Source organism: Streptomyces sp. DT2A-34 (genome assembly GCF_030499515.1).
GTDB lineage: Bacteria > Actinomycetota > Actinomycetes > Streptomycetales > Streptomycetaceae > Streptomyces.
On sequence record NZ_JASTWJ010000001.1, the window covers coordinates 7025467 to 7044008 of the forward strand.

The window sequence follows — 18542 nt, forward strand, 5'->3', positions numbered from 1 at the left end:
ATACGCCGATGCATACGACTGCGGGGAATTGGACAGAGCCCGCTCCTTGGCTCCCGTCCCAGGTTCCTGTTTCCCTTCTGTCTACGAATGGAAATGCGCGGCAATTCGACACCACTCATGGGCCGCAGGAGCGGACATACCCGGAGCCGTCGCCCGAGTCGCTGCTTGAGGCGTACCGGAAGATGGTCCTCGGCCGCCGCTTCGACGAGCAGGCGACGGCGCTCGCCCGGCAGGGCAGGCTCGCCGTCCATCCCTCCAGCCTCGGCCAGGAGGCCTGTCAGGTGGGTGCGGCGCTCGCCCTGCGCGCCACGGACTGGCTGTTCCCCACCTACCGCGACTGCGTCGCGCTGGTCAGCCGCGGGATCGACCCCGTCGAGGCCCTGACACTGCTGCGCGGTGACGCGCACTGCGGCTACGACCCGGTACGGCACCGCACGGCACCGCAGTGCACCCCGTTGGCGACCCACGCCGCCCACGCCACGGGACTGGCCCACGGCGAGCGGCTCAAGGGCGCCGACACGGTCGCCCTCGCACTCGTGGGCGACGGCGCGACCAGCGAGGGCGACTTCCACGAAGCCCTCAACCTGGCGGGCGTGCTACGGGCTCCGGTGGTGTTCCTGGTGCAGAACAACCGATACGCCATCTCCGTCCCGCTGTCCGCGCAGTGCGCGGCACCGAGCCTGGCGTACAAGGGAATCGGTTACGGCGTCCGCTCGGAACAGGTCGACGGCAACGACGCCGCGGCCGTACTCGCCGTCCTGACCACGGCTGTCGAGGACGCACGCGAGGGCGGTGGCCCCTGGCTGGTCGAGGCACACACCTACCGTCTGGCCCCGCACACCAGCGCCGACGACCCGTCCCGCTACCGTCCGGCCGAGGAGGCCGAGCACTGGCGCGGCCGGGACCCGATCACCCGGCTGGAGTCCGCACTGCGCGCCCGTGACCTGCTGACCGAGGACGGCATCGCGGCCGCGGCCGCCGAGGCGGAAGGCTACGCGGCGGACCTGCGCACCCGGCTCGCCGAGGACCCCGCTCTCGACCCGCTCGCCCTGTTCGACCACGTGTTCAGCGCTCCGCCCGCGCAGCTGACCGCGCAACGTGCCGCCCTGCGGACCGAGTTGGAGGAACACTGAGATGCCGGCCGCGATGACGACGATGGCGCAGGCGCTGAACTCCGCCCTGCGGGACGCGCTCGACGCGGACGAACGCGTCGTGCTCTTCGGCGAGGACGTCGGTCGGCTCGGAGGCGTTTTCCGGGTCACCGACGGGCTCGCGGACATGTTCGGGGACCGGCGCTGCTTCGACACGCCGGCCTGCGAGGCCGGTATCGCCGGGCTGGCCGTCGGCATGGCCATGGCCGGGTTCCGGCCCGTGGTGGAGATGCAGTTCGACGCGTTCGCCTACCCGGCGTTCGAGCAGATCGCCTCCCACGTGGCCAAGTTGCGCAACCGCACCCGCGGCGCCCTCGCCCTGCCCATGGTCATCCGCGTCCCCTACGGCGGCGGGATCGGCGGCGTCGAGCACCACAGCGACTCCAGCGAGGCGTACTACGCGCACACGGCCGGTCTGAAGGTGGTGACACCCGCGACGGTGGGGGACGCGTACGCACTGCTGCGGGAGGCGATCGAGGACCCCGACCCGGTGGTGTTCCTGGAACCCAAGCGGCACTACTGGACGCGGGAGGAGGTCGAACTCCCCGTCCGGGCCGAGCCGTTCGGCACGGCGGCGGTGCGCCGCACCGGTGCCGACGCCACGCTGGTCGCCTACGGACCGTCCGTCGCCGTCGCCCTGGCGGCGGCGCGAGAGGCGGCGGACGAGGGCTTGGACGTGGAGGTGCTGGACCTGCGTACCCTCGTCCCGCTCGACGACCACGCCCTCACCGCGTCGGTACGGCGCACCGGCCGCTGCCTGGTGGTGCACGAGGCGCAGGGCTTCGCCGGGGTGGGCGCCGAGATCGCGGCACGAGTGCAGGAACGCTGCTTCGACGCGTTGCACGCACCGGTGCTGCGCGTCACGGGCCTCGACATCCCCTATCCGCCGCCCCTGCTGGAGAGCGCCCATCTGCCGGGCGTCGGCCGGGTCCTCGACGGACTACGCCGACTGCTGCCCGCCGGCGGACCGGGCCGGGGCGTACGACGGGAGGTGGCTGCCACCGACGCGCGCGCGGTGACCGACGAGAAGGCGCGAGTGGCGGCCGACCAGGTCGGGACCTTCCATCTGCCGGACCTGGGCGAGGGGTTGACGGAGGCGGAGGTGCTGGACTGGCAGGTCGCGGTAGGTGACGTGGTCACGCACGACCAGACCGTCGTCGAAGTCGAGACGGCCAAGTCCGTCGTGACCCTGCCGAGTCCCTTCGCCGGGACGGTGACGGCCCTGCACTGTGGCTCCGGCGAGATCGTCAAGGTCGGCGCACCGCTGCTGTCGGTGTCCCAGGCACCGTCGGAGAACGGCTCGGCCGGGGAACTCACCGGGGGCTCGGGCGCGGTCCTCACGGGATACGGGACCGGGGCAGGGGCCGGCCTCGTACGCACCGCGACCCGCCGTTCGCATCCGCGGACGGGCGAGAGCACGGCCCCCCGGCGGCCGGAACCGCGCCAACCGGGGACCCGCATACCCATGGACGCCGCCGCCGAGAAGTTCGTCCGCGCTCACCGCGACACACCCGCCGTCACCATATGGGCGGACGCCGACGCCACCGGTCTGCTCGCCGCCCGGGCGGTCCAGGACACGGGCGTGCTGCCGCTGCTGGCCCGGGCCTGCCTCGGCGGCCTGGCCGCGTTCCCCGCACTGAACGCCCGGGTGGACGCCGACCGCGCGGAGATCGTACGCATGCCGCAGGTACACCTCGGCTTCGCCGCACAGACGGATCACGGGCTGGTCGTCCCCGTGCTGCGGGATGCCGACCGGCTGCCGTTCGACGCCCTCGCGGCCGAACTGCGACGGCTCACCGGCCTCGCCCGGCGTGGCGCGCTCCCCGCCGAACACCGCACCGGCGGCACCTTCACCCTCAACAACTACGGCGTCCTCGGAGCCGACGGCGCCACCCCGATCCTCAACCACCCCCAGACGGCGATGCTCGGCGTCGGCCGCCTCCTCGACCGCCCCTGGGCGGTGGACGGCCGTGTGGAGGTCCGCAAGGTCGTCCACCTGTCACTGACCTTCGACCACCGCGTCTGCGACGGCGGCACCGCGGCCGGATTCCTCCGCCACGTCATCGACGACATCACATCCGGCCGTTGCGGCGGCGGAGCCGAACACGGAGAGGGCTGAAGACCACCTTCCCCCAGGGTGCGCGGCCGGACGCCTCGTCTGGGCGTCAGCGGCACTTCCCGGCTCGGCACACGACCGCTGCCCGAACCACCTACGAGGAGGGCGCGTGCCTGCCGCTGACGATCGACGTCCTGCGCATCACCGGCGGGGCGATCACCGAGATCGTCACGTTCCACGACGACCAGGTCCCGCGGCTCGGGCTGCCGGAGCGCCTGCCGGCGGACGGCACGGAGTAGTCCCGCTGCGGACGCTCGCGCTGCGCGGTGGCGCGCGTGTCGCGGTCGTCACGTAGTGTCACGGTGTGGGGATGGCGACACGCCTCGCCTGCGTGCTGCAAGGTTTGGGATCAGCGTCGGGAGAGTCGCTGTCTTCATGGCCACGTACGGCAGGCCTCGAAGGGCTGCTTGTGTCCACCTGGGTGCGGTCGGGTGGTGCAGCGAACGCTGCACCACCCTGGATCGAGCAGGATCGAGTAGCCGTCAGGCCCAGCCGCGCGGAGTTCTCGGCCGCTGTGGTGTGGCGGCGCGAGATCTTCGGTGATCTGGCTGCTGATCGGGCGGCTGCAAGGATGCCGCGCTGCCCGGCTGTTGATCAGTGGGCGGTGGGGCGGGGCAGGCTCTGGGTGATGCGCCACAGGCGGCGAGGCAGTTCGCCCTCCTCGAAGGCGTGTACCTCGTCGAGGGTCCAGCCTGTGGCAAGGGCGTCGACGAGGGCGCGGTCGAAGAAGCGCACCGCGAAGCCGCCGTGCTCGAAGATGTCGTCGCCGTGGGCGATGCCCGTGCCGTAGTGGGCGTCGCCGGTGTGCCGGACGGTGTAGACGAAGCGGCCGCCGGGGCGCAGGACGCGGCGGACTTCGCCGACTGCGGCGTGGATCTCCTGGGTGGACAACGCCATGCACAGCAGCATGTGCGCGAAGACCGCGTCGACGGAGGCAGCGGGCAACGGCAGCGGGTCGCGTACGTCGTGAACCGTGGTGGTCACCCGCTCGGCGACCCCCCTTGAGTGAGCGGCTTCGCGCAGCTGCCGCAGTCCGGTGGCGCTGAAGTCGACGGCCTGGACGGTGAAGCCGCTCCGAGCGAAGTACAGGGCATCCCGCCCGTGTCCGGCCCCCAGCTCCAGGACGTCGGTGGCGTCCGCCGCGCGGAAGACGTCCCTGGCGTGCCGGGCCGCAGCGGACGGTTCCTCGCCGTACATTCCGGGGTGCTCGGTGTACGTCTCCTGCCAGTGCGTGCGCTGCGCTTCGCCCAGCTCGTGGTCGTGCCGGTCCTGGTGATCGCGCATGGTCACCTCCCGCGGGTGCCGTCTCCGCGGTTCGGGAGACGCGGGCCAGCCTAGGTCTTGGTAGGGGGCCGGCCCGGTGAGACCCGGCGTCACCTCACGTCCCGCCCAGCAGGACACGGACCGACTCCCACGCCGTCCCCGCGACCGTCCGCAGCGCCTCGACTCCACGCCGCACCGAACCCGGTCGCCACGGCCCGCCACGCCCCCTTCGGGCTCACCCTCCCCGGGCCGGTGACCACGTGAAATGCGGCATCAACCTGCCCAACTTCGGCCCCCAGATGACCCCCGAGGGCATGCTCACCTGGACCCGTGAGGCCGAACAGCTGTCACCGATCCGGACCGACGCGAGGGAAACCCGATGCCGAACACGTCCCGTCCGAGCCGCCTCCCGCGGCTGCGCCGGCTCCTCGCGCTCGCCACGGGCAACTGGCTCGCCCGGGGCTATCTGGCTGTCGTCGCCGTCGGCGTCCTGGTCATGGTCCTCTTCCCGGACAGCGGCTTCGCCCAGAGCCCGATGATGCTCACCGCGCCCCATTCCTTCGCGCCCGTGATCCTTCCCTTCGGTGCCGGTACCGAGGGGCGGTGGGGCGGTCGAGGTGCTCGCCGTCGGCTTCTGGGCCGTATGGCTCGTGTGCGCTGTCGTGAACGCCGCCGTGCTCGGTGCCCTCGTCACGAGGTCCGCGGGCGCCGTGCCGGACGGGGCCGGTTCCGTGCGGCCCCGCACGGGCAGGGCCCGGGATCTGCCGGCGCCCGCGGTGGACAACTGGCTCGCGCGCGGGTACCTCGCCGTGGTCGCGGCGTCGCCGGGGTTCTTCCTGTGGGCCGCATACCTGTCGCCGGACCCGGGGTTCGCCGGGATCTGGCCGCTCATGGCCACGGCGCCGTTCAGCATCCTCGCCCTGCTGGTGACGACGCCCATGGAGTGGGCCTCCTCGCTCGCCTGGCTGAGCCCGTTGCTGTTCTGTGCCGGTGCGGCCCTGGCCGGGCTGTTCAACGCCGTGCTGCTGGGCCGGCTCGCCCACCGGCCGCGGGCAAGGGAAGCGCGCCCGGCCGTCTGACGGGCGGGAAGCGCGTCACTCGCAGACGATCTCGTCACGCGGCGTGTAGTGGGTGCGGAACGGCTCCCGCTTCACTTCCCGGCCGTCGGCGTAGAAGACCCGCTCCACCTTGACGTCGAAGCCTTCGAGCGGGGTCTGCGGCACGCACTTCTCGTCGGTGCTCACCTTCTTCTCCGGCTGTTTCACGTTCTCGCGCGGCCCCGTGACCGACTTGATCTCGTCGTACTTCCGGGTGCCGAGGAAAGTGATGGTCACCGAGGTGTCGGTGGCCTCGGCCTGGATGTAGATGGCGTTGCCGGAGTCGTTCCTGAACCGCAGGTCCAGGCTGCCCCAGGCGACCGTCGCCTCGCGGCCCTCCGGGTAGCGCTCGATGTAGAAGGAGTGGGCGCCGTACTCCAGGGGCTTGACCCCGGCGAAGAACATCGCGTTGAACATGGTCGTGGCGACGGCCGAGACGCCGCCGCCGGGGGCCTTGGTGAACTCGTCGTTGAGGATCATGATGCCCTCGGTGAAGCCGTTGGCCTCGGTGCGCTCACCGACCCGCTTGTTGAAGCTCCAGGTCTGGCTCGGCATGACGACGGAGCCGTTGATCAGTTCCGCGGCCCGGCCGATGTTCTTCGTGCGGTACGGGGCCGGTTCGAAGTTGACCGTGAAGGAGGACATCTTCTCCGTCAGGCCCAGCCGCGCGGCGTTCTCCGCGGTCACCTGCGGCTCGGTCACCCGCGCGGCCACCTCGCCGGTGCGGGCGGTGATGCCCGACTTGGTGAGCAGCGGCAGCACGGCCTTGCCCAGCGCCTCGTCGGTGACCTGGACGCCGGACCTGGCGTCGTCGGCCGCCACGACCTCGTCGCCGTCGAGGTCCAGCGTGGCGTTCCGGGGCTCGGCAGGCAGGTCGGACAGGGGCTCGGCCACCGCGGGGGCGGCGCGCAGGCCCTTGGCGTCCAGCTTCGGGGTCAGCCTGCCGGCGCTGTCCGGCCGCATCGTCAGGTACTCGCCGAGGACGTCCGGGTCGATCGTGAACCGCTCGCCCGCCGCCGCGAGTCTGACCGGCGCCGCCATGGCAGGCTGCGCGAACTCACGCACCGCCCGCCGCACCTCCGCCGCCGTGACCTTCGGTTTCGTCTCGCGGGCGGGCAGGGCGGTGACGGAGTCGGCCTTGCCGCTGAGGAAGGCGGTGCGCAGGGGGTCGACGGCGGCGTCCGTGTCCAGCGCGTAGCCGTTGTGCGGGGCGACCTGGCGGACCTCGCCGGCGGCGAACGTGACGGCGCCGTCACGGACCTTCTGGTCCAGTGACTTCGCCAGCTTTCCGAGCCCGGCGTCGGCCTTGTCCTCGTCGACGCGTACGACCGGCTCGACGGCGCCGCCCGAGCGGAAGAGGCCGCCGATCACGGTGAACGGGTCGGCGGCGTGGGTGCGCGCAGCGTGGTCGACCGTCTTCTCGTAGTCGAAGGTGATTCCGACCTGGCGCGGATCGACCGTGCCCTTGCGGTCGCCGACGGTCACGGTCAGCTCGCGTGACCCGGCCGGGTCCAGCCGGTCCTCCAGCTTCCGGATGGCCTCCGCACGGCTCAGGCCCCCGATGTCGACACCGCGCACCGTCGTGCCGGCGTCTATGTCCCCGCCCGCGAGCAGCAGTCCGGCGACGTACAGGCCGCCGATGCCGACGGTCAGCGCGCCCCCGGCCAGGGCGAGGGGCGGAAGGGAGGCGATACGGGGAGCTGAGGGACGTCGCGGAACGGAGGGTACGCGCAGGCGCATGGGTCTCCCGGGCGGATGGTCGGCTGGGACGGCTGGGACGGCGCGTCCGATGACGCGCCGCTGTGCGCGAGGCAAGCACATCCAGCTAGCCATAATCGGGCGGAAACGCCTATGTCGCAGACCACGTATGTTTCACGTCACGCGCCTGCCGCAGCTCAGGCCGACGCATCCCGCTCAGGCCGACGCATCCCGCTCAGGCCGACGCATCCCGCTCAGGCCCACGCATCCCGCTCAGGACCCCGCCTTCACCGCCAGCACCGGGCAGCCCACCCCCAGCAGGATCTGCTGCGCCGCCGAGCCCATGATCAGCTTGCCGACCGCGCTGCGCCGGCGCAGGCCGATCACCACCAGGGACGCGCCCGTCTTCTCCGCCAGGTCGATGATCTCCTCGGCGGCGTCACGGGCGCCGAGGACCTGACGGAGGTCGAAGTCGACGCCCAGCGCCGCGAGGTCCTCGCGTACGTGGCTGAGGTCGGGCGCCTGGGCGAAGTGGGGGTCGACATAGGCGTCGCCCCGGGTGGTGTTCACCACCAGCAGTTTCTCGCCGCGCCGACGGGCCTCGTCGATCCCCGCGCGCAGGGCCGCCTCCCCCTCGGGGGAGGGGACGTAGCCGACCAGGATGGTCATCTCGATCTCCAGATCTCTCGGGCTGCATCTCTCATGCTGCGCTTCGCGCGCGCAGGGGACGTACGACGAACCGGCCGATCAGCGGCCACACCAGGACCAGCGCGATCGCCGCGTAGACCAGGTACGACACCGGCCCGCCCACCAGCCCCGACAGCTCGCCGCCGGACAGCTGCAGGGAGCGCCGGCCCTGCAGCTCCGCGCGCGGACCCAGGATCACGCCGACGATCAGCGGCAGCACCGGCAGTCCGAAGCGGCGCATGGCGAAGCCCAGGAGGCCCAGGGTGAGCAGGAGGAACAGGTCCAGGGGCTGGGCGTTGACGGCGTAGGCGCCCATCGACGCGAAGAACAGGATCCCCGCGTAGAGGTACGGGCGCGGTATCTGGAGCAGCTTCGCCCACGCCGGGGCCAGCGGGAGGTTCAGGAGCAACAGCAGCAGGTTGCCGACGAAGAGGCTGGCGATCAGGACCCAGACCAGGCTCGCCTCGCGCTCGAACAACAACGGCCCCGGCTGGATGCCGTACGACTGGAAGGCCGCCAGCATCACGGCCGCCGTGGCGTTCGTGGGGAGGCCGATCGCCAGCATCGGGACCAGCGTGCCCGCCGCCGACGCGTTGTTCGCGGCCTCCGGGCCCGCCACGCCCTCGATCGCGCCCTTCCCGAACTCCTCGGGGTGCTTGGTCAGCCGCTTCTCCGTGGCGTACGACAGGAACGTCGGGATCTCCGCGCCGCCGGCCGGCAGCGCGCCGAACGGGAAGCCGTACGCCGTGCCGCGCAGCCAGGGCTTCCAGGACCGCTTCCAGTCCTTCTTGCCCATCCACGGGCGGCCCACCGGGATCACCTCGGCCGGTTTGCGCCGCAGATGCGCGGCCACCCACAGCGCCTCGCCGACCGCGAAGATGCCGACCGCGACCACGACGACGTCGATGCCGTCGGCCAACTGCGGTACGCCCAGGGTGAGTCGCTGCTGGCCGGAGACCGAGTCGATGCCGACCAGGCCGATCGTCAGGCCCAGCAGGAGCGAGATGAAGCCCCGGATGCGGGACGAGCCCAGCACCGACGTCACGGCTATGAACGCCAGCAGCATCAGCGCGAAGTAGTCGGGGGCGCCCAGGCTGACCGCGAAGTCGACCACGAACGGCGTGATCAGGACCAGCAGCAGCGTGCCGATCGTGCCCGCCACGAAGGACCCGATCGCCGCCGTGGCCAGGGCCTGGGCCGCCCGGCCCGCCTTCGCCATCTTGTTGCCCTCGATGGCGGTGACCACGGACGAGGACTCGCCGGGGGTGTTGAGGAGGATCGAGGTGGTCGAGCCGCCGTACATGCCGCCGTAGAAGATGCCGGCGAACATGATGAACGCCTGCACCGGCTCCATGCCGTACGTCACCGGCAGCAGCAGGGCCACCGTCATCGCCGGGCCGATGCCCGGCAGGACGCCCACCGCGGTGCCGATGACGACGCCGACCAGGGCGAGCAGCAGGTTCAGCGGATCCATGACGTCCGCGAAGCCCTGCATCAGGTTGTTCAGGTTGTCCGTCACGGGCCAGGCCTCACAGGATTCCTTGCAGGACACCGGCGGGGAGGTTCACCCCGAGGCCGATCGCGAACGCGTAGAACGTCGTCAGGGAGAGCGTCACCGCGATCAGGAGGTTGCGGATGTAGTGGCGGTTGCCGAGGGCGAACGCCGTGCCCCAGAAGAGCAGGGCCCCGCTGATCACCCAGCCGAGCCGCTCGATGAGCAGGGCGTTCGCCACGAACACCGCGATCAGCAGCGCCACCGTGCGCCAGTCGCTGCCGCTCGACAGGTCGACGTCCTCGCCCGCCTCCGGCTCACCGCGGCCGCCCCGGGCCACGTCGACGGCGTACAGCACGGCGAGCAGGAGGAGCAGGCCGCCCAGGATCAGCGGGACCGCGCGCGGGCCGACCGGGTCGGTGCCGCTGGTGATGTGCGGGATACCGAGGGCGTCCACGATCACCGCGGTGCCCAGCAGGGCGAGGAACACGCACATGCCGTACTGCGCGCGGTCCCCGCCCTCCCGGGGCGGACGGGAGTCCGCCACGGTCTCTTCCGTCACGGGATTCACCGGGGAGCTCATGCCAGCCCGAGCTCGGCCAGCAGGTCGGCGACCGCCTTGTCCTGCTCGGTCAGGTAGGTGCCGAACTCGTCACCGGTGGCGAAGGCGTCGACCCAGCCGTTCTTCTCCAGCTGCGCCTTCCACTCGTCCGAGTCGTGCATCGTGGTCAGCGCGTCGATCCAGGTCTTCTTCTGCTCGTCGGTGATGCCGGGAGGGGCCACGATGCCGCGCCAGTTGGTGAAGACCAGATCGATGTCCTGGTCCTTGAGCGTGGGGGCGTCCTTGAGCGCGTCGATCGGCTTCTCGCTGGTCACCGCGAGGACGCGCACCTGACCGGCCTCGATCTGGTCGAGGAACTCACCGAAGCCGCTCGCCCCGAAGGCGAGCTTGTTGCCGAGGATGGCCGGGAGCAGCTCGCCGCCGCCGTCGTACGAGACGTAGTTGACGTCCTTCGGCTTGATGCCGACGGCCTTCGCCAGCTGCATCGGGAGGAGGTGGTCCGGGCCGCCCGGTGACGAGCCGCCGCCCACGGCGAACTTCTTGGGGTTCTTCTTCCAGGCGGTGACGAGGTCGTCCATCGACTTGTACGGGGAGTTCTTCGGCACGACGATCGCGCCGGCCTCCTCGATCAGCTTGGCGATCGGCGTGGTGTCGGTCAGGGTCGCCTCGGACTTGGAGGTGTACGAGGCTCCGACGACGCCCAGGCCCATCTGCATGGCCATCTTGCCGTTGCCCTTCTCGTTCACCAGGCGCTGCAGGCCCACCGTGCCGCTGGCGCCGGGCAGGTTGAACACCTGGATGCCGGAGGCGACCTTGGTGTCCTGCATGACCTGGGAGACGGTGCGGGCGGTGAGGTCGTAGCCGCTGCCCGGGGTGTTGGGGACCATCAGGCGCAGGCCCGTCACGGGCTTGCCGTCGCCTCCGCTCCCGGACTCCTCCTTGTCGGCGGTGGCGCCACAGGCGCTGACCGCGACCATCGACACCGCGGCAAGAGCGCCGACAAGTGCGGCTCGTCGAGTTCTCATGGCTCATCTCTTTCGCTCGGCCGGATCCGGCGCCATGATTGTGCGATTCCTGAGACACCCCGTCTCGGTTCTGTGACCATTGAAGGTTGAGTTCATAGTGGTCATAACGGCACGGCAAAAACGGAGCCAGACGCTCGCCGGTGAGCTGCTCGTATGGCAGCTCGCCATTGTCGTGATCGTGCTGGCCGCCGTCGCCGCGGTCTCGCTGTCGCAGTCGAAGGCGACCTTCGACCGGGTCGAGGGGCGCCGGGTGACCGCGCTCGCCGAGGAGATGGCGGGCAACCCCCTCGTCCGCACCCAGCTGGTGCGGCCCGCCCCGGCCGAGATGCTCGCGCCGCTGCTCCAGTCCACGCTGACCAGGTCCGGCGTCACCTCCGCCACGGTCGCCGACGCCGGCGGCGAGATCGTCGCCTCGACCAACCCCACGCTGGTCGGCACCCGGATGCCGTCCGACGGCCCGCAGGTCGCCGACGGCCGCGGCTGGTCCGGCGAGCTGCCGGTGGACGGCGTCACCGAGCTGGTGGCGCAGGCGCCGGTGCTCCAGGCCGAGGACGACAAGGACCGCCGCCTGAAGGCCGGGGACCACCTCGGCACCGTGATGATCGGGCGGGCCTCGCCGTCGGTCGGGCAGCGGCTGGTCGGCGCCTCGTCCTATCTGCTCGTCTACCTCGGCGTCGCCAGCGTCCTCGGGGTGGCCGGTTCCTGGCTGCTGGCCCGGCGGATCAAGCGGCAGACCTTCGGCATGGAGCCGCGCGAGATCGCCGGGCTCGCCGAACACCGCGAGGCGATGCTGTTCGGGATCGCCGAGGGCGTGGTGGCCCTCGACCCGCAGCAGCGCCTCACCCTCGTGAACGCGGTCGGCCGGGGGCTGCTCGACCTGCCGGAGAACTGCGTCGGAATGAGCCTGGCCGACCTGGGGATCGAGGGGCGGCTGTACGACGTCCTGGCCGGGAGTGGGCCCGAGGAGGAGCCCGGCGATCTGGCGCGGCGGGACGAGGTCGTCGTACGCCGGGGCCGGGTCCTGGTGATGAACCGGATGGACGTCACCAAGGACGGCCGCCGCCTCGGCTCGGTGACGACCCTGCGCGACCGCACCGAACTCGCCCAGCTGGAACGGGAGTTGGGGTCCTTCCGCAGCACCACCGAGCTGCTGCGCGCCCAGGCCCACGAGTTCTCCAACCAGCTGCACACGATCTCCGGGCTCATCCAGATCGGCGAGCACGACGAGGTCGTACGGTACGTCCGCGCCCTGCGCAAACACCGTGAGTCGCTCGACCTGAACCTCACCAGCCGGGTCCGCGACCGGGCCGTCGCCGCGCTGCTCATGGCGAAGTCGGCGCTCGCCGCCGAGCGCAAGGTGCGGCTGAAGATCTCCGAGCGGACCGCCCTGGACCGGCTGGAGCCGACCGACTCCGCGGACGTGGCGACCGTGCTCGGCAATCTCGTGGACAACGCGGTCGACGCCGCCGCGAGCGGGTCCCGATCGGTGTCACCGTCCGCGGGGGACGGCGACCACGAGGCGTGGGTCGAGGTCGAACTGCGCCAGGACGCCTCCAGCGTGGAGATCGTCGTACGCGACTCGGGGCCGGGGGTGGCGCCCGAGCTCGCGCAGGAGGTCTTCTCGCACGGCTTCACCACCAAGGCCGCCCAGGGCGGCGACCGGGGGATCGGCCTGGCCCTCACGCGGCTGGTGTGCAAACGCCGGGGCGGTGAGGTGTCGGTGACCAACACTCAGGCGGGCGCCATGTTCACCGCCCGGATGTCCGTCGGCCGTCCGGCCGACCTAGCGACGGAGGGAGTCCGATGATCGACGTCCTGATCGTGGAGGACGACTTCATGGTGGCGCGGATCCACCGCGGGTTCGTCAATGACGTCGACGGGTTCCGGGTGATCGGCACGGCGAACTGCGGGGAGCAGGCGCTCACCGCCGTCGCCGAACTGCAACCCGACCTGGTGCTGCTCGACCTCTACCTGCCCGACATGTTCGGCCTGGAGATCATCCCCCGGCTGCGGACCGCCGGGCACGACTGCGACGTCATGGTGATCAGCGCGGCGCGCGAGTCGGACGCGGTGCGGGGCGCCGTACGGCAGGGCGTCGTCGACTATCTGCTCAAGCCGTTCGACGCCGGGGATCTCAGGGCGCGGCTGGAGCAGTACGCGGCCCGGCGCAGCAACCTCTACGCGGCGGTCGTCAGCGGGCAGTCCGACGTGGACCGGGCGCTGGCGCGGGGCGCGGCGCCGGCCGCCACGGCGGCCACCCTGCCCAAGGGCATGAGCGTGGAGACCGCCGAGCTGATCGAACGGGAGCTGCGGGCGGCCGACGGCAGCCTCTCCGCCGCCGAGTGCGCCGCCCGGCTCGGCGTGTCACGGGTCAGCGCCCGCCGGTACCTGGAGCACTTCAGCGTCACCGGGCAGGCGGAGGTGTCGCTGCGCTACGGACACGCGGGGCGGCCGGAGCGGCGGTACAGCTGGCTGGACGGTCAGGGCGTCCGGCCGGGCGGCTAGGGCGTCTCCCACGCCCGGCCGCCGCCTCCCTGGTCGGCCGGGCCGGCCAGCTCCACGATGTCGTCGGACGCGATGTCGTGCAGCCTGATGGCCAGGTCCTCCAGGGCGCGGCTGGCGGCGAGTTCGTCGCCGATCTCGGCGATGGGCCGGTCGATCGGATTGCGGTGGGCGACACCGCGGCCGGTGACGGCCGACGTGCCCCCCTCGGGCGTGTCCTGGGACGCGTCCTGCGTGGTCAGCACGGCCTCGGCGCGGGTGTCGTCGCCGTCCTCGGTGATGTGGATCCGGACGGTCCAGTTCTTGTCTTCCATCGAGATCACTCCCGTACGGGGTCGGAAAGAACCCCCCACTGATGAGCGTGCGCCTGTTCCCCGGCCGGGTCCAGCGCGAGCGGCACCTGCCAACCGCTCCTGCCGCGGAGGCATGACAAGAGTCTCCGTGGGCACGATGTGCCACAAGGTTGCGGAGAGAAGGCTGGACGCAACGGACCCGAGCCATCGAACGAGGAGGGCGCCATGAACCCCCAGGCCCACGTCCGTGTGCGTGTCACCCGCCGGCCCGCCGCTCCCCGCGACACCAGGGGCGAGATCGACCGACGCACCCCCTCGGGGCGGATCCTGCCGTACTGACACTGACACTGACACTGACACCGGGCTCAGGTGGCCGGGTCCAGTTCCAGTGGCTCGACCCTGCCCTCCAGCATGGTGCCCAGGCCCTGTACGGCGCAGATGTCGGGCCGCTCGGCGATGTGCACGGGCATGTGCGTGGCCTGGCGCAGCATCTGGTCGAACCCGGGCAGCAGCGCACTGCCGCCGACCATCATGATCCCGCGGTCGGCGAGGTCGGCGACCAGATCGGGCGGGCAGTCGCGCAGCACCTTGCCGATGCTGTCGAGGACGACGGTGAGCGGGGTCTGGATGGCGTGCCGTACGGCGGCGGTGTCGACCTTGACGCTGCGGGCGAGGCCGGTGCAGACGTCGCGGCCGTGGATCTCGGTGGAGGCCGGGCCGTGGGGCGTGAGCCCGTTCCCGGACAGGGCGAGCTGCAGGGGCCGCACGCTCTGGCTGGGCAGCATGAGCTCGTGCTCGTGCCGCAGGTGCTGCACGATGGCGTGGTCGACGGCCTCGCCGCCGACCCGGACGCGTTCGGCGGTGACGATGTTGCCGAGGGAGAGCACGGCGACCTCGGTCGCGGCCGCCCCGCACACCATGATCATGCTGGCCTCGGGCTGCTCCACGGGCAGCCCGCAGCCCACGGCGGCGGCGATGAGCGTGTCCACGAGCTCCACGCGCCGCGTGCCGAGCCCGACGAGCGTCTCGATGGCGGCGCGCTGGGCGAGCGGGTCGGCGTTGTGCGGAGTGCAGACCGCGGCGCGCAGGAACGGCTTGCGGCGCAGGGTGCGGCGCATCTTGTCACCGAGGAGCTGCCGCAGCATGCGCTGCGCCATCTCGATGTCGACGACGGTGCCGCCGGAGACGGGCCGTACGACGCGGATGTAGTCCGGGGTACGGCCGGTCATCTTCTCCGCGAACTCACCGACCGCGATGAGGGCGCCGGTACGGGTGTTGACGGCGGCGGCGGAGGGCTGGTCGACGACGAGTCCGGCGCCCTTGACGTAGACGCGGGTCCTGGCCGCCCCCAGGTCGACGGCGAAGTGGCAGCGACGCAGCTGCTCCGGAGTGGCGGTCATGGGGGGTCCTCCCGAGAGCGCAGACCATGGGTCCGCCGGGTGGGTGGCGGGCCTCGCGTAGGTGTGTGGGTCGTGTTCGCGGGGCCGGCGGGTGTGGCGGCCTCCCTCGCATCGTGCGGGCGGCCGGGAGGGGGGCGCCTTTTGGAGGGGGCCGGGTGGGGTGCCGCTGAATGGGGGGTTTTGTTACTGATGGGGAGTCAGGCGGCGTGTCGGATCACCGGGGCGGGTGGCTTCGGGGTAGGGCCGGAGGGGGCCGGCGGTCACGTCGCTGGAGGCCGTGCGGAGGCGTCGTTCGGTGGCCTGGGGGAGTCGGCGTCGCCGATGACGGGAGGCCCAGGGGCGGCTGGGCGCCGAGGGCGTCGAGGGCGTCCCGGTCTCCGCCCCTTCCCTACCCCTCGACGACTCCCCGGATCACCCCCAACTCCACCAAGTCCTGCGGCCGCACGCGGAGTTGGTCCGCCGTCGCCTCCACCTCCTCCGGCCCCCGCTTCAGGATCGCCGCCGCCCACTCGGGCGCGATGACGGAGAAGTAACTGTCCGGCGTGGCCCAGGTGTTGCCCGGCGCCGACAGGGCCAGCGCGCCGCCCGAGCCGCCCTCGCCGATCAGCAGCGTGGTGATCGGGACGCGGGCCGCGGCCACCGCCCCGAACACGTCGGCGATCGCGGCGCCCACCCCCTGCCGTTCCGCCTCCGCGTCATTGGCGGCGCCCGGCGTGTCCACCAGTGTCAGCACCGGGACGCCGAGCCGGTCCGCGAAGCGGATCAGACGGGCGGCGGTGCGGTAGCCGGCCGGGCGGGTCGCGGTGCCGGTCTGGGCGGCGTAGGCGACCGTACGGCCCTCGTGCGCGCCGAAGCCGCAGAGCATGCCCTCGGTGTCGACGCCACCGCAGCGGTCGCCGCCGATCGCGACGCGGTCGGTGAAACAGGCGTCCAAGTAGGCCTCGGCGCGCGGGCGTCGCGGGGCGCGGGCGCGCCGGACCGCGTCCCAGCCCGTGGCCGGCAGCTCGCGCGCACCCAGGGCGCGGGGCACCGCGGCCTCCTGGGCGGGCGGTCCCGCCAGCAACCGCAGCCAGCGCCCCAGCACCTCCCGCAGCTCCTCCGGCCGGACCACCGCGTCCGCCGCCCCCGCCGCGACCTGCGCCTCGGCCGTGTACGCCGCCGGATCCGCGTCCGGCGGGCGGACCCGCGAGCCCGCGAAGCCGACCTGGGCCCCGGGCAGGGCGAGGACGACGTCGGCGCCCGCGCCGAGGGTGGCCCAGCCGCCGCCCGTCGTCGGGTCGCGCAGGACCGCGATCTGGGGCAGGCCCGCCTCCCGCGTGAGCGCCGACTGCCGTGCCACGCGCTGCAGTTGGGTCAGCGCCACCATGCCCTCCTGCATCCGGCTGCCGCCCGTGGCGACCAGCGGGACGACCGGGAGGCGGTGGGCGCGGGCGTACGCGTACGCCGCCTCCAGCCGATCCCCGGTGTGTTCGCCGAGCGAGCCGCCCAGGAAGCCGAACTCGAACGCCAGCAGCACGGCCCGCGTGCCCGCCACGCTCGCGGTGCCGCAGACGACCGACTCCTCCTCGCCGGTGCGCTCGGCGGCACGCGCGCGTGAGGCGCCGTAGCCCTGCCAGGCGAGCGGGCCGTCCGGCCCGGACTGCCGTTCCGGGTGGGGGAGTTCGGTGAACGTGGAGTCGTCGGCGAGCCGGGCGACGACCTCGCGTGCCGACAGGCGCCGCTCAGTCATGGGTCAGGGCCCGCTTCATGATCTTCCCCATGTCGTTGCGGGGGAGGCCGTCGAGGTAGTGGACCTTGCGCGGGCGCTTGTGCGGGGCGAGGCGGGCGGCGACGTGGTCCGCCAACTCCTCGGCGGACGGCGGTGATTGGGGATCCGCCGGGACGATCCACGCCACGATCCGCTCGCCGAGATCGGCGTCCGGTTCGCCGGTGACCGCGGCCTCCCGCACCCCGGCGTGTTCGAGGAGCGCGTTCTCGATCTCACCCGCCCCGATCTTGTACCCCCCGCTCTTGATCAGGTCGGTGGCCTTGCGGCCGACGATCCGGACGTACCCGTCGCCGTCGCGCACCGCCATGTCGCCGGTGCGGAACCAGCCGTCCTCCGTGAAAGCCGCGGCCGTCGCGTCGGGACGGTTCAGGTACTCGGTGAACAGGTTCGGGCCGCGCACCTGGATCTCGCCCACGGTCTCGCCGTCGTACGACGTGATCGGCGTCCCGTCCTCCTCCACCAGCCGCAGCTCCACGCCCGGCAGCGGGATGCCGACGGTGCCGGCGCGAGGTTCGCCGTCCGCCCGCACACTCGTGTTCATCAGCGTCTCCGTCATGCCGTACCGCTCGACGACCCGCTGCCCGGTCGCGGCCGTGATCCGCTCGTGGTCGTGCACGGGGAGCGCGGCCGAGCCGGACACCAGGAGGCGGGCCTTGCCCAGCGCCTGCGCCAGCGCCGGGTCCTCGGGGAGCGCCTGGGCGATGCGGTGGTACATCGTCGGCACACCGAACATCATGGTCGCGCCGTCGTTCAGCTCGCGCGTGACTCCCTCCGTGCTGAACCTGCCCAGGTGGCGTACGGACCCGCCGCGGCGCAGCGGGCCGAGGATGCCGAGGACCAGGCCGTGGACGTGGAACAGGGGCAGCCCGTGGACGAGGACGTCCTCGCCGGTCCACTGCCAGGCGTCGGCGAGCGCGTCCAGGGTGTGGGCGACGGCCCGGCGCGGGATCACGGCGCCCTTGGGCGGGCCGGTGGTGCCGGAGGTGTAGACGATCAGGGCGGGGTCCTCGCCGGACACCGACGGGGCGGACATCGACGGGGCGGACACCGAAGGGGCGGACACCGAAGGGGCGGGGAGCGGGCCGGTGGCGTGCGCGTCGACGTCGATGCGCACCAAGTCGCCCAACGGGGCGGGGAGTTCGTCCCCCGCTGCGGCCAGCACCAGCGACGGCGCACAGTCGGACAGGATGTGCCCGAGCTCCTTCTCCCCGGACTTGGGGTTGAGCGGCACGGCGGCGACCCCGGCCTCCAGCGCCGCCACCACCGCCACGGCCGTCTCCAGTGCCGGGGTCGCCCAGACGGCCACTCTGCCCGCCCCGCCGATCCGCGCCGCGAGGGCACCGGAGGCGGCGCCGAGCTCGCCGTACGTCAGGGAGCGGTCGCCGAACCGCAGGGCGGGCCGGTCGGGCTGGCTGCCTGTCAGGGCGGGGAAGAGAGAGGACACGCTCGTACTCCTTAACTGTTCAAGGGACACCGGCTGCTGTCGTC

15 protein-coding genes and 2 pseudogenes are annotated in these 18542 nt (G+C 72.3%); 6 read left to right on the top strand and 11 right to left on the bottom strand.

Annotated features, from left to right (window positions below; genetic code table 11):
• Window positions 1-8: 8 nt before the first annotated feature.
• From QQM39_RS31525 to QQM39_RS31535, 3 genes and pseudogenes are all read left to right on the top strand, one after another.
• Entirely contained in the window at window positions 9-1133 is a 1125-nt protein-coding gene (locus QQM39_RS31525) for a thiamine pyrophosphate-dependent dehydrogenase E1 component subunit alpha (RefSeq protein WP_302000935.1), read from the top strand.
• A 13-nt stretch (window positions 1134-1146) separates the two neighbouring features.
• Window positions 1147-2103 (top strand): annotated as a pseudogene (locus tag QQM39_RS31530) (alpha-ketoacid dehydrogenase subunit beta); the annotation flags it as partial.
• A 117-nt stretch (window positions 2104-2220) separates the two neighbouring features.
• A pseudogene (locus tag QQM39_RS31535) lies at window positions 2221-3270 on the top strand (dihydrolipoamide acetyltransferase family protein); the annotation flags it as partial.
• Window positions 3271-3361: 91 nt separating this feature from the next.
• Here the strand turns inward: QQM39_RS31535 and QQM39_RS31540 are convergent.
• Complete coding sequence (locus QQM39_RS31540; RefSeq protein WP_302000936.1) at window positions 3362-3568, bottom strand: hypothetical protein; 207 nt, start codon at window positions 3566-3568, stop codon at window positions 3362-3364.
• Window positions 3569-3861: 293 nt separating this feature from the next.
• The gene (locus QQM39_RS31545; protein ID WP_302000937.1) at window positions 3862-4551 is read right to left on the bottom strand and encodes a class I SAM-dependent methyltransferase; all 690 of its coding nucleotides are present in this window, start codon (window positions 4549-4551) and stop codon (window positions 3862-3864) included.
• 563 nt (window positions 4552-5114) lie between these two features.
• On the opposite strand from QQM39_RS31545, the gene QQM39_RS31550 reads away from it, so the two are divergent.
• Window positions 5115-5609: an SCO4225 family membrane protein gene (locus tag QQM39_RS31550; protein WP_302000938.1), complete on the top strand. Its 495-nt coding sequence runs from the start codon at window positions 5115-5117 to the stop codon at window positions 5607-5609.
• 15 nt (window positions 5610-5624) lie between these two features.
• Here QQM39_RS31550 and QQM39_RS31555 read toward each other — a convergent pair whose 3' ends face one another.
• The 5 genes from QQM39_RS31555 to QQM39_RS31575 all read right to left on the bottom strand — a co-directional run bounded on the left by QQM39_RS31555 (window position 5625) and on the right by QQM39_RS31575 (window position 11091).
• On the bottom strand, window positions 5625-7367 hold the full coding sequence (locus QQM39_RS31555) for a VanW family protein (protein WP_302000939.1): 1743 nt from the start codon (window positions 7365-7367) through the stop codon (window positions 5625-5627).
• A gap of 231 nt (window positions 7368-7598) precedes the next feature.
• A complete protein-coding gene (locus tag QQM39_RS31560; protein ID WP_302000940.1) occupies window positions 7599-7994 on the bottom strand; it encodes a universal stress protein in 396 nt (131 codons plus the stop codon).
• Window positions 7995-8025: 31 nt separating this feature from the next.
• Window positions 8026-9507 carry a tripartite tricarboxylate transporter permease gene (locus QQM39_RS31565; RefSeq protein WP_302003792.1) on the bottom strand — a complete coding sequence of 494 codons (1482 nt, stop codon included), beginning with the start codon at window positions 9505-9507 and terminating at the stop codon, window positions 8026-8028.
• A 34-nt stretch (window positions 9508-9541) separates the two neighbouring features.
• Window positions 9542-10066 (bottom strand): tripartite tricarboxylate transporter TctB family protein, encoded by a 525-nt coding sequence (locus QQM39_RS31570; RefSeq protein WP_302000941.1) that lies wholly within the window; start codon window positions 10064-10066, stop codon window positions 9542-9544.
• A 17-nt stretch (window positions 10067-10083) separates the two neighbouring features.
• Window positions 10084-11091 (bottom strand): tripartite tricarboxylate transporter substrate binding protein, encoded by a 1008-nt coding sequence (locus tag QQM39_RS31575; protein WP_302000942.1) that lies wholly within the window; start codon window positions 11089-11091, stop codon window positions 10084-10086.
• Between the two features lie 97 nt (window positions 11092-11188).
• Here QQM39_RS31575 and QQM39_RS31580 point away from each other — a divergent pair, with 97 nt between their 5' ends.
• Together QQM39_RS31580 and QQM39_RS31585 are read left to right on the top strand one after the other, a co-directional pair.
• Window positions 11189-12898 carry an ATP-binding protein gene (locus QQM39_RS31580; RefSeq protein WP_302000943.1) on the top strand — a complete coding sequence of 570 codons (1710 nt, stop codon included), beginning with the start codon at window positions 11189-11191 and terminating at the stop codon, window positions 12896-12898.
• Window positions 12895-13596 carry a response regulator gene (locus tag QQM39_RS31585; RefSeq protein WP_302000944.1) on the top strand — a complete coding sequence of 234 codons (702 nt, stop codon included), beginning with the start codon at window positions 12895-12897 and terminating at the stop codon, window positions 13594-13596. The genes QQM39_RS31580 and QQM39_RS31585 overlap by 4 nt, the downstream gene beginning before the upstream one ends.
• On the opposite strand, the gene QQM39_RS31590 is transcribed toward QQM39_RS31585, so the two are convergent.
• The 4 genes from QQM39_RS31590 to QQM39_RS31605 all read right to left on the bottom strand — a co-directional run bounded on the left by QQM39_RS31590 (window position 13593) and on the right by QQM39_RS31605 (window position 18498).
• Window positions 13593-13907, bottom strand: coding sequence for a dsRBD fold-containing protein (locus QQM39_RS31590; RefSeq protein ID WP_302000945.1), 315 nt, complete (start codon window positions 13905-13907; stop codon window positions 13593-13595). The genes QQM39_RS31585 and QQM39_RS31590 overlap by 4 nt on opposite strands.
• Before the next feature lie 344 nt (window positions 13908-14251).
• Window positions 14252-15286: a rod shape-determining protein gene (locus tag QQM39_RS31595; protein WP_302000946.1), complete on the bottom strand. Its 1035-nt coding sequence runs from the start codon at window positions 15284-15286 to the stop codon at window positions 14252-14254.
• A gap of 388 nt (window positions 15287-15674) precedes the next feature.
• Window positions 15675-17015 (bottom strand): carboxyl transferase domain-containing protein, encoded by a 1341-nt coding sequence (locus tag QQM39_RS31600; RefSeq protein ID WP_302000947.1) that lies wholly within the window; start codon window positions 17013-17015, stop codon window positions 15675-15677.
• Window positions 17008-18498 carry an acyl-CoA synthetase gene (locus tag QQM39_RS31605; protein ID WP_302000948.1) on the bottom strand — a complete coding sequence of 497 codons (1491 nt, stop codon included), beginning with the start codon at window positions 18496-18498 and terminating at the stop codon, window positions 17008-17010. The genes QQM39_RS31600 and QQM39_RS31605 overlap by 8 nt, the downstream gene beginning before the upstream one ends.
• Window positions 18499-18542 lie beyond the last annotated feature (44 nt).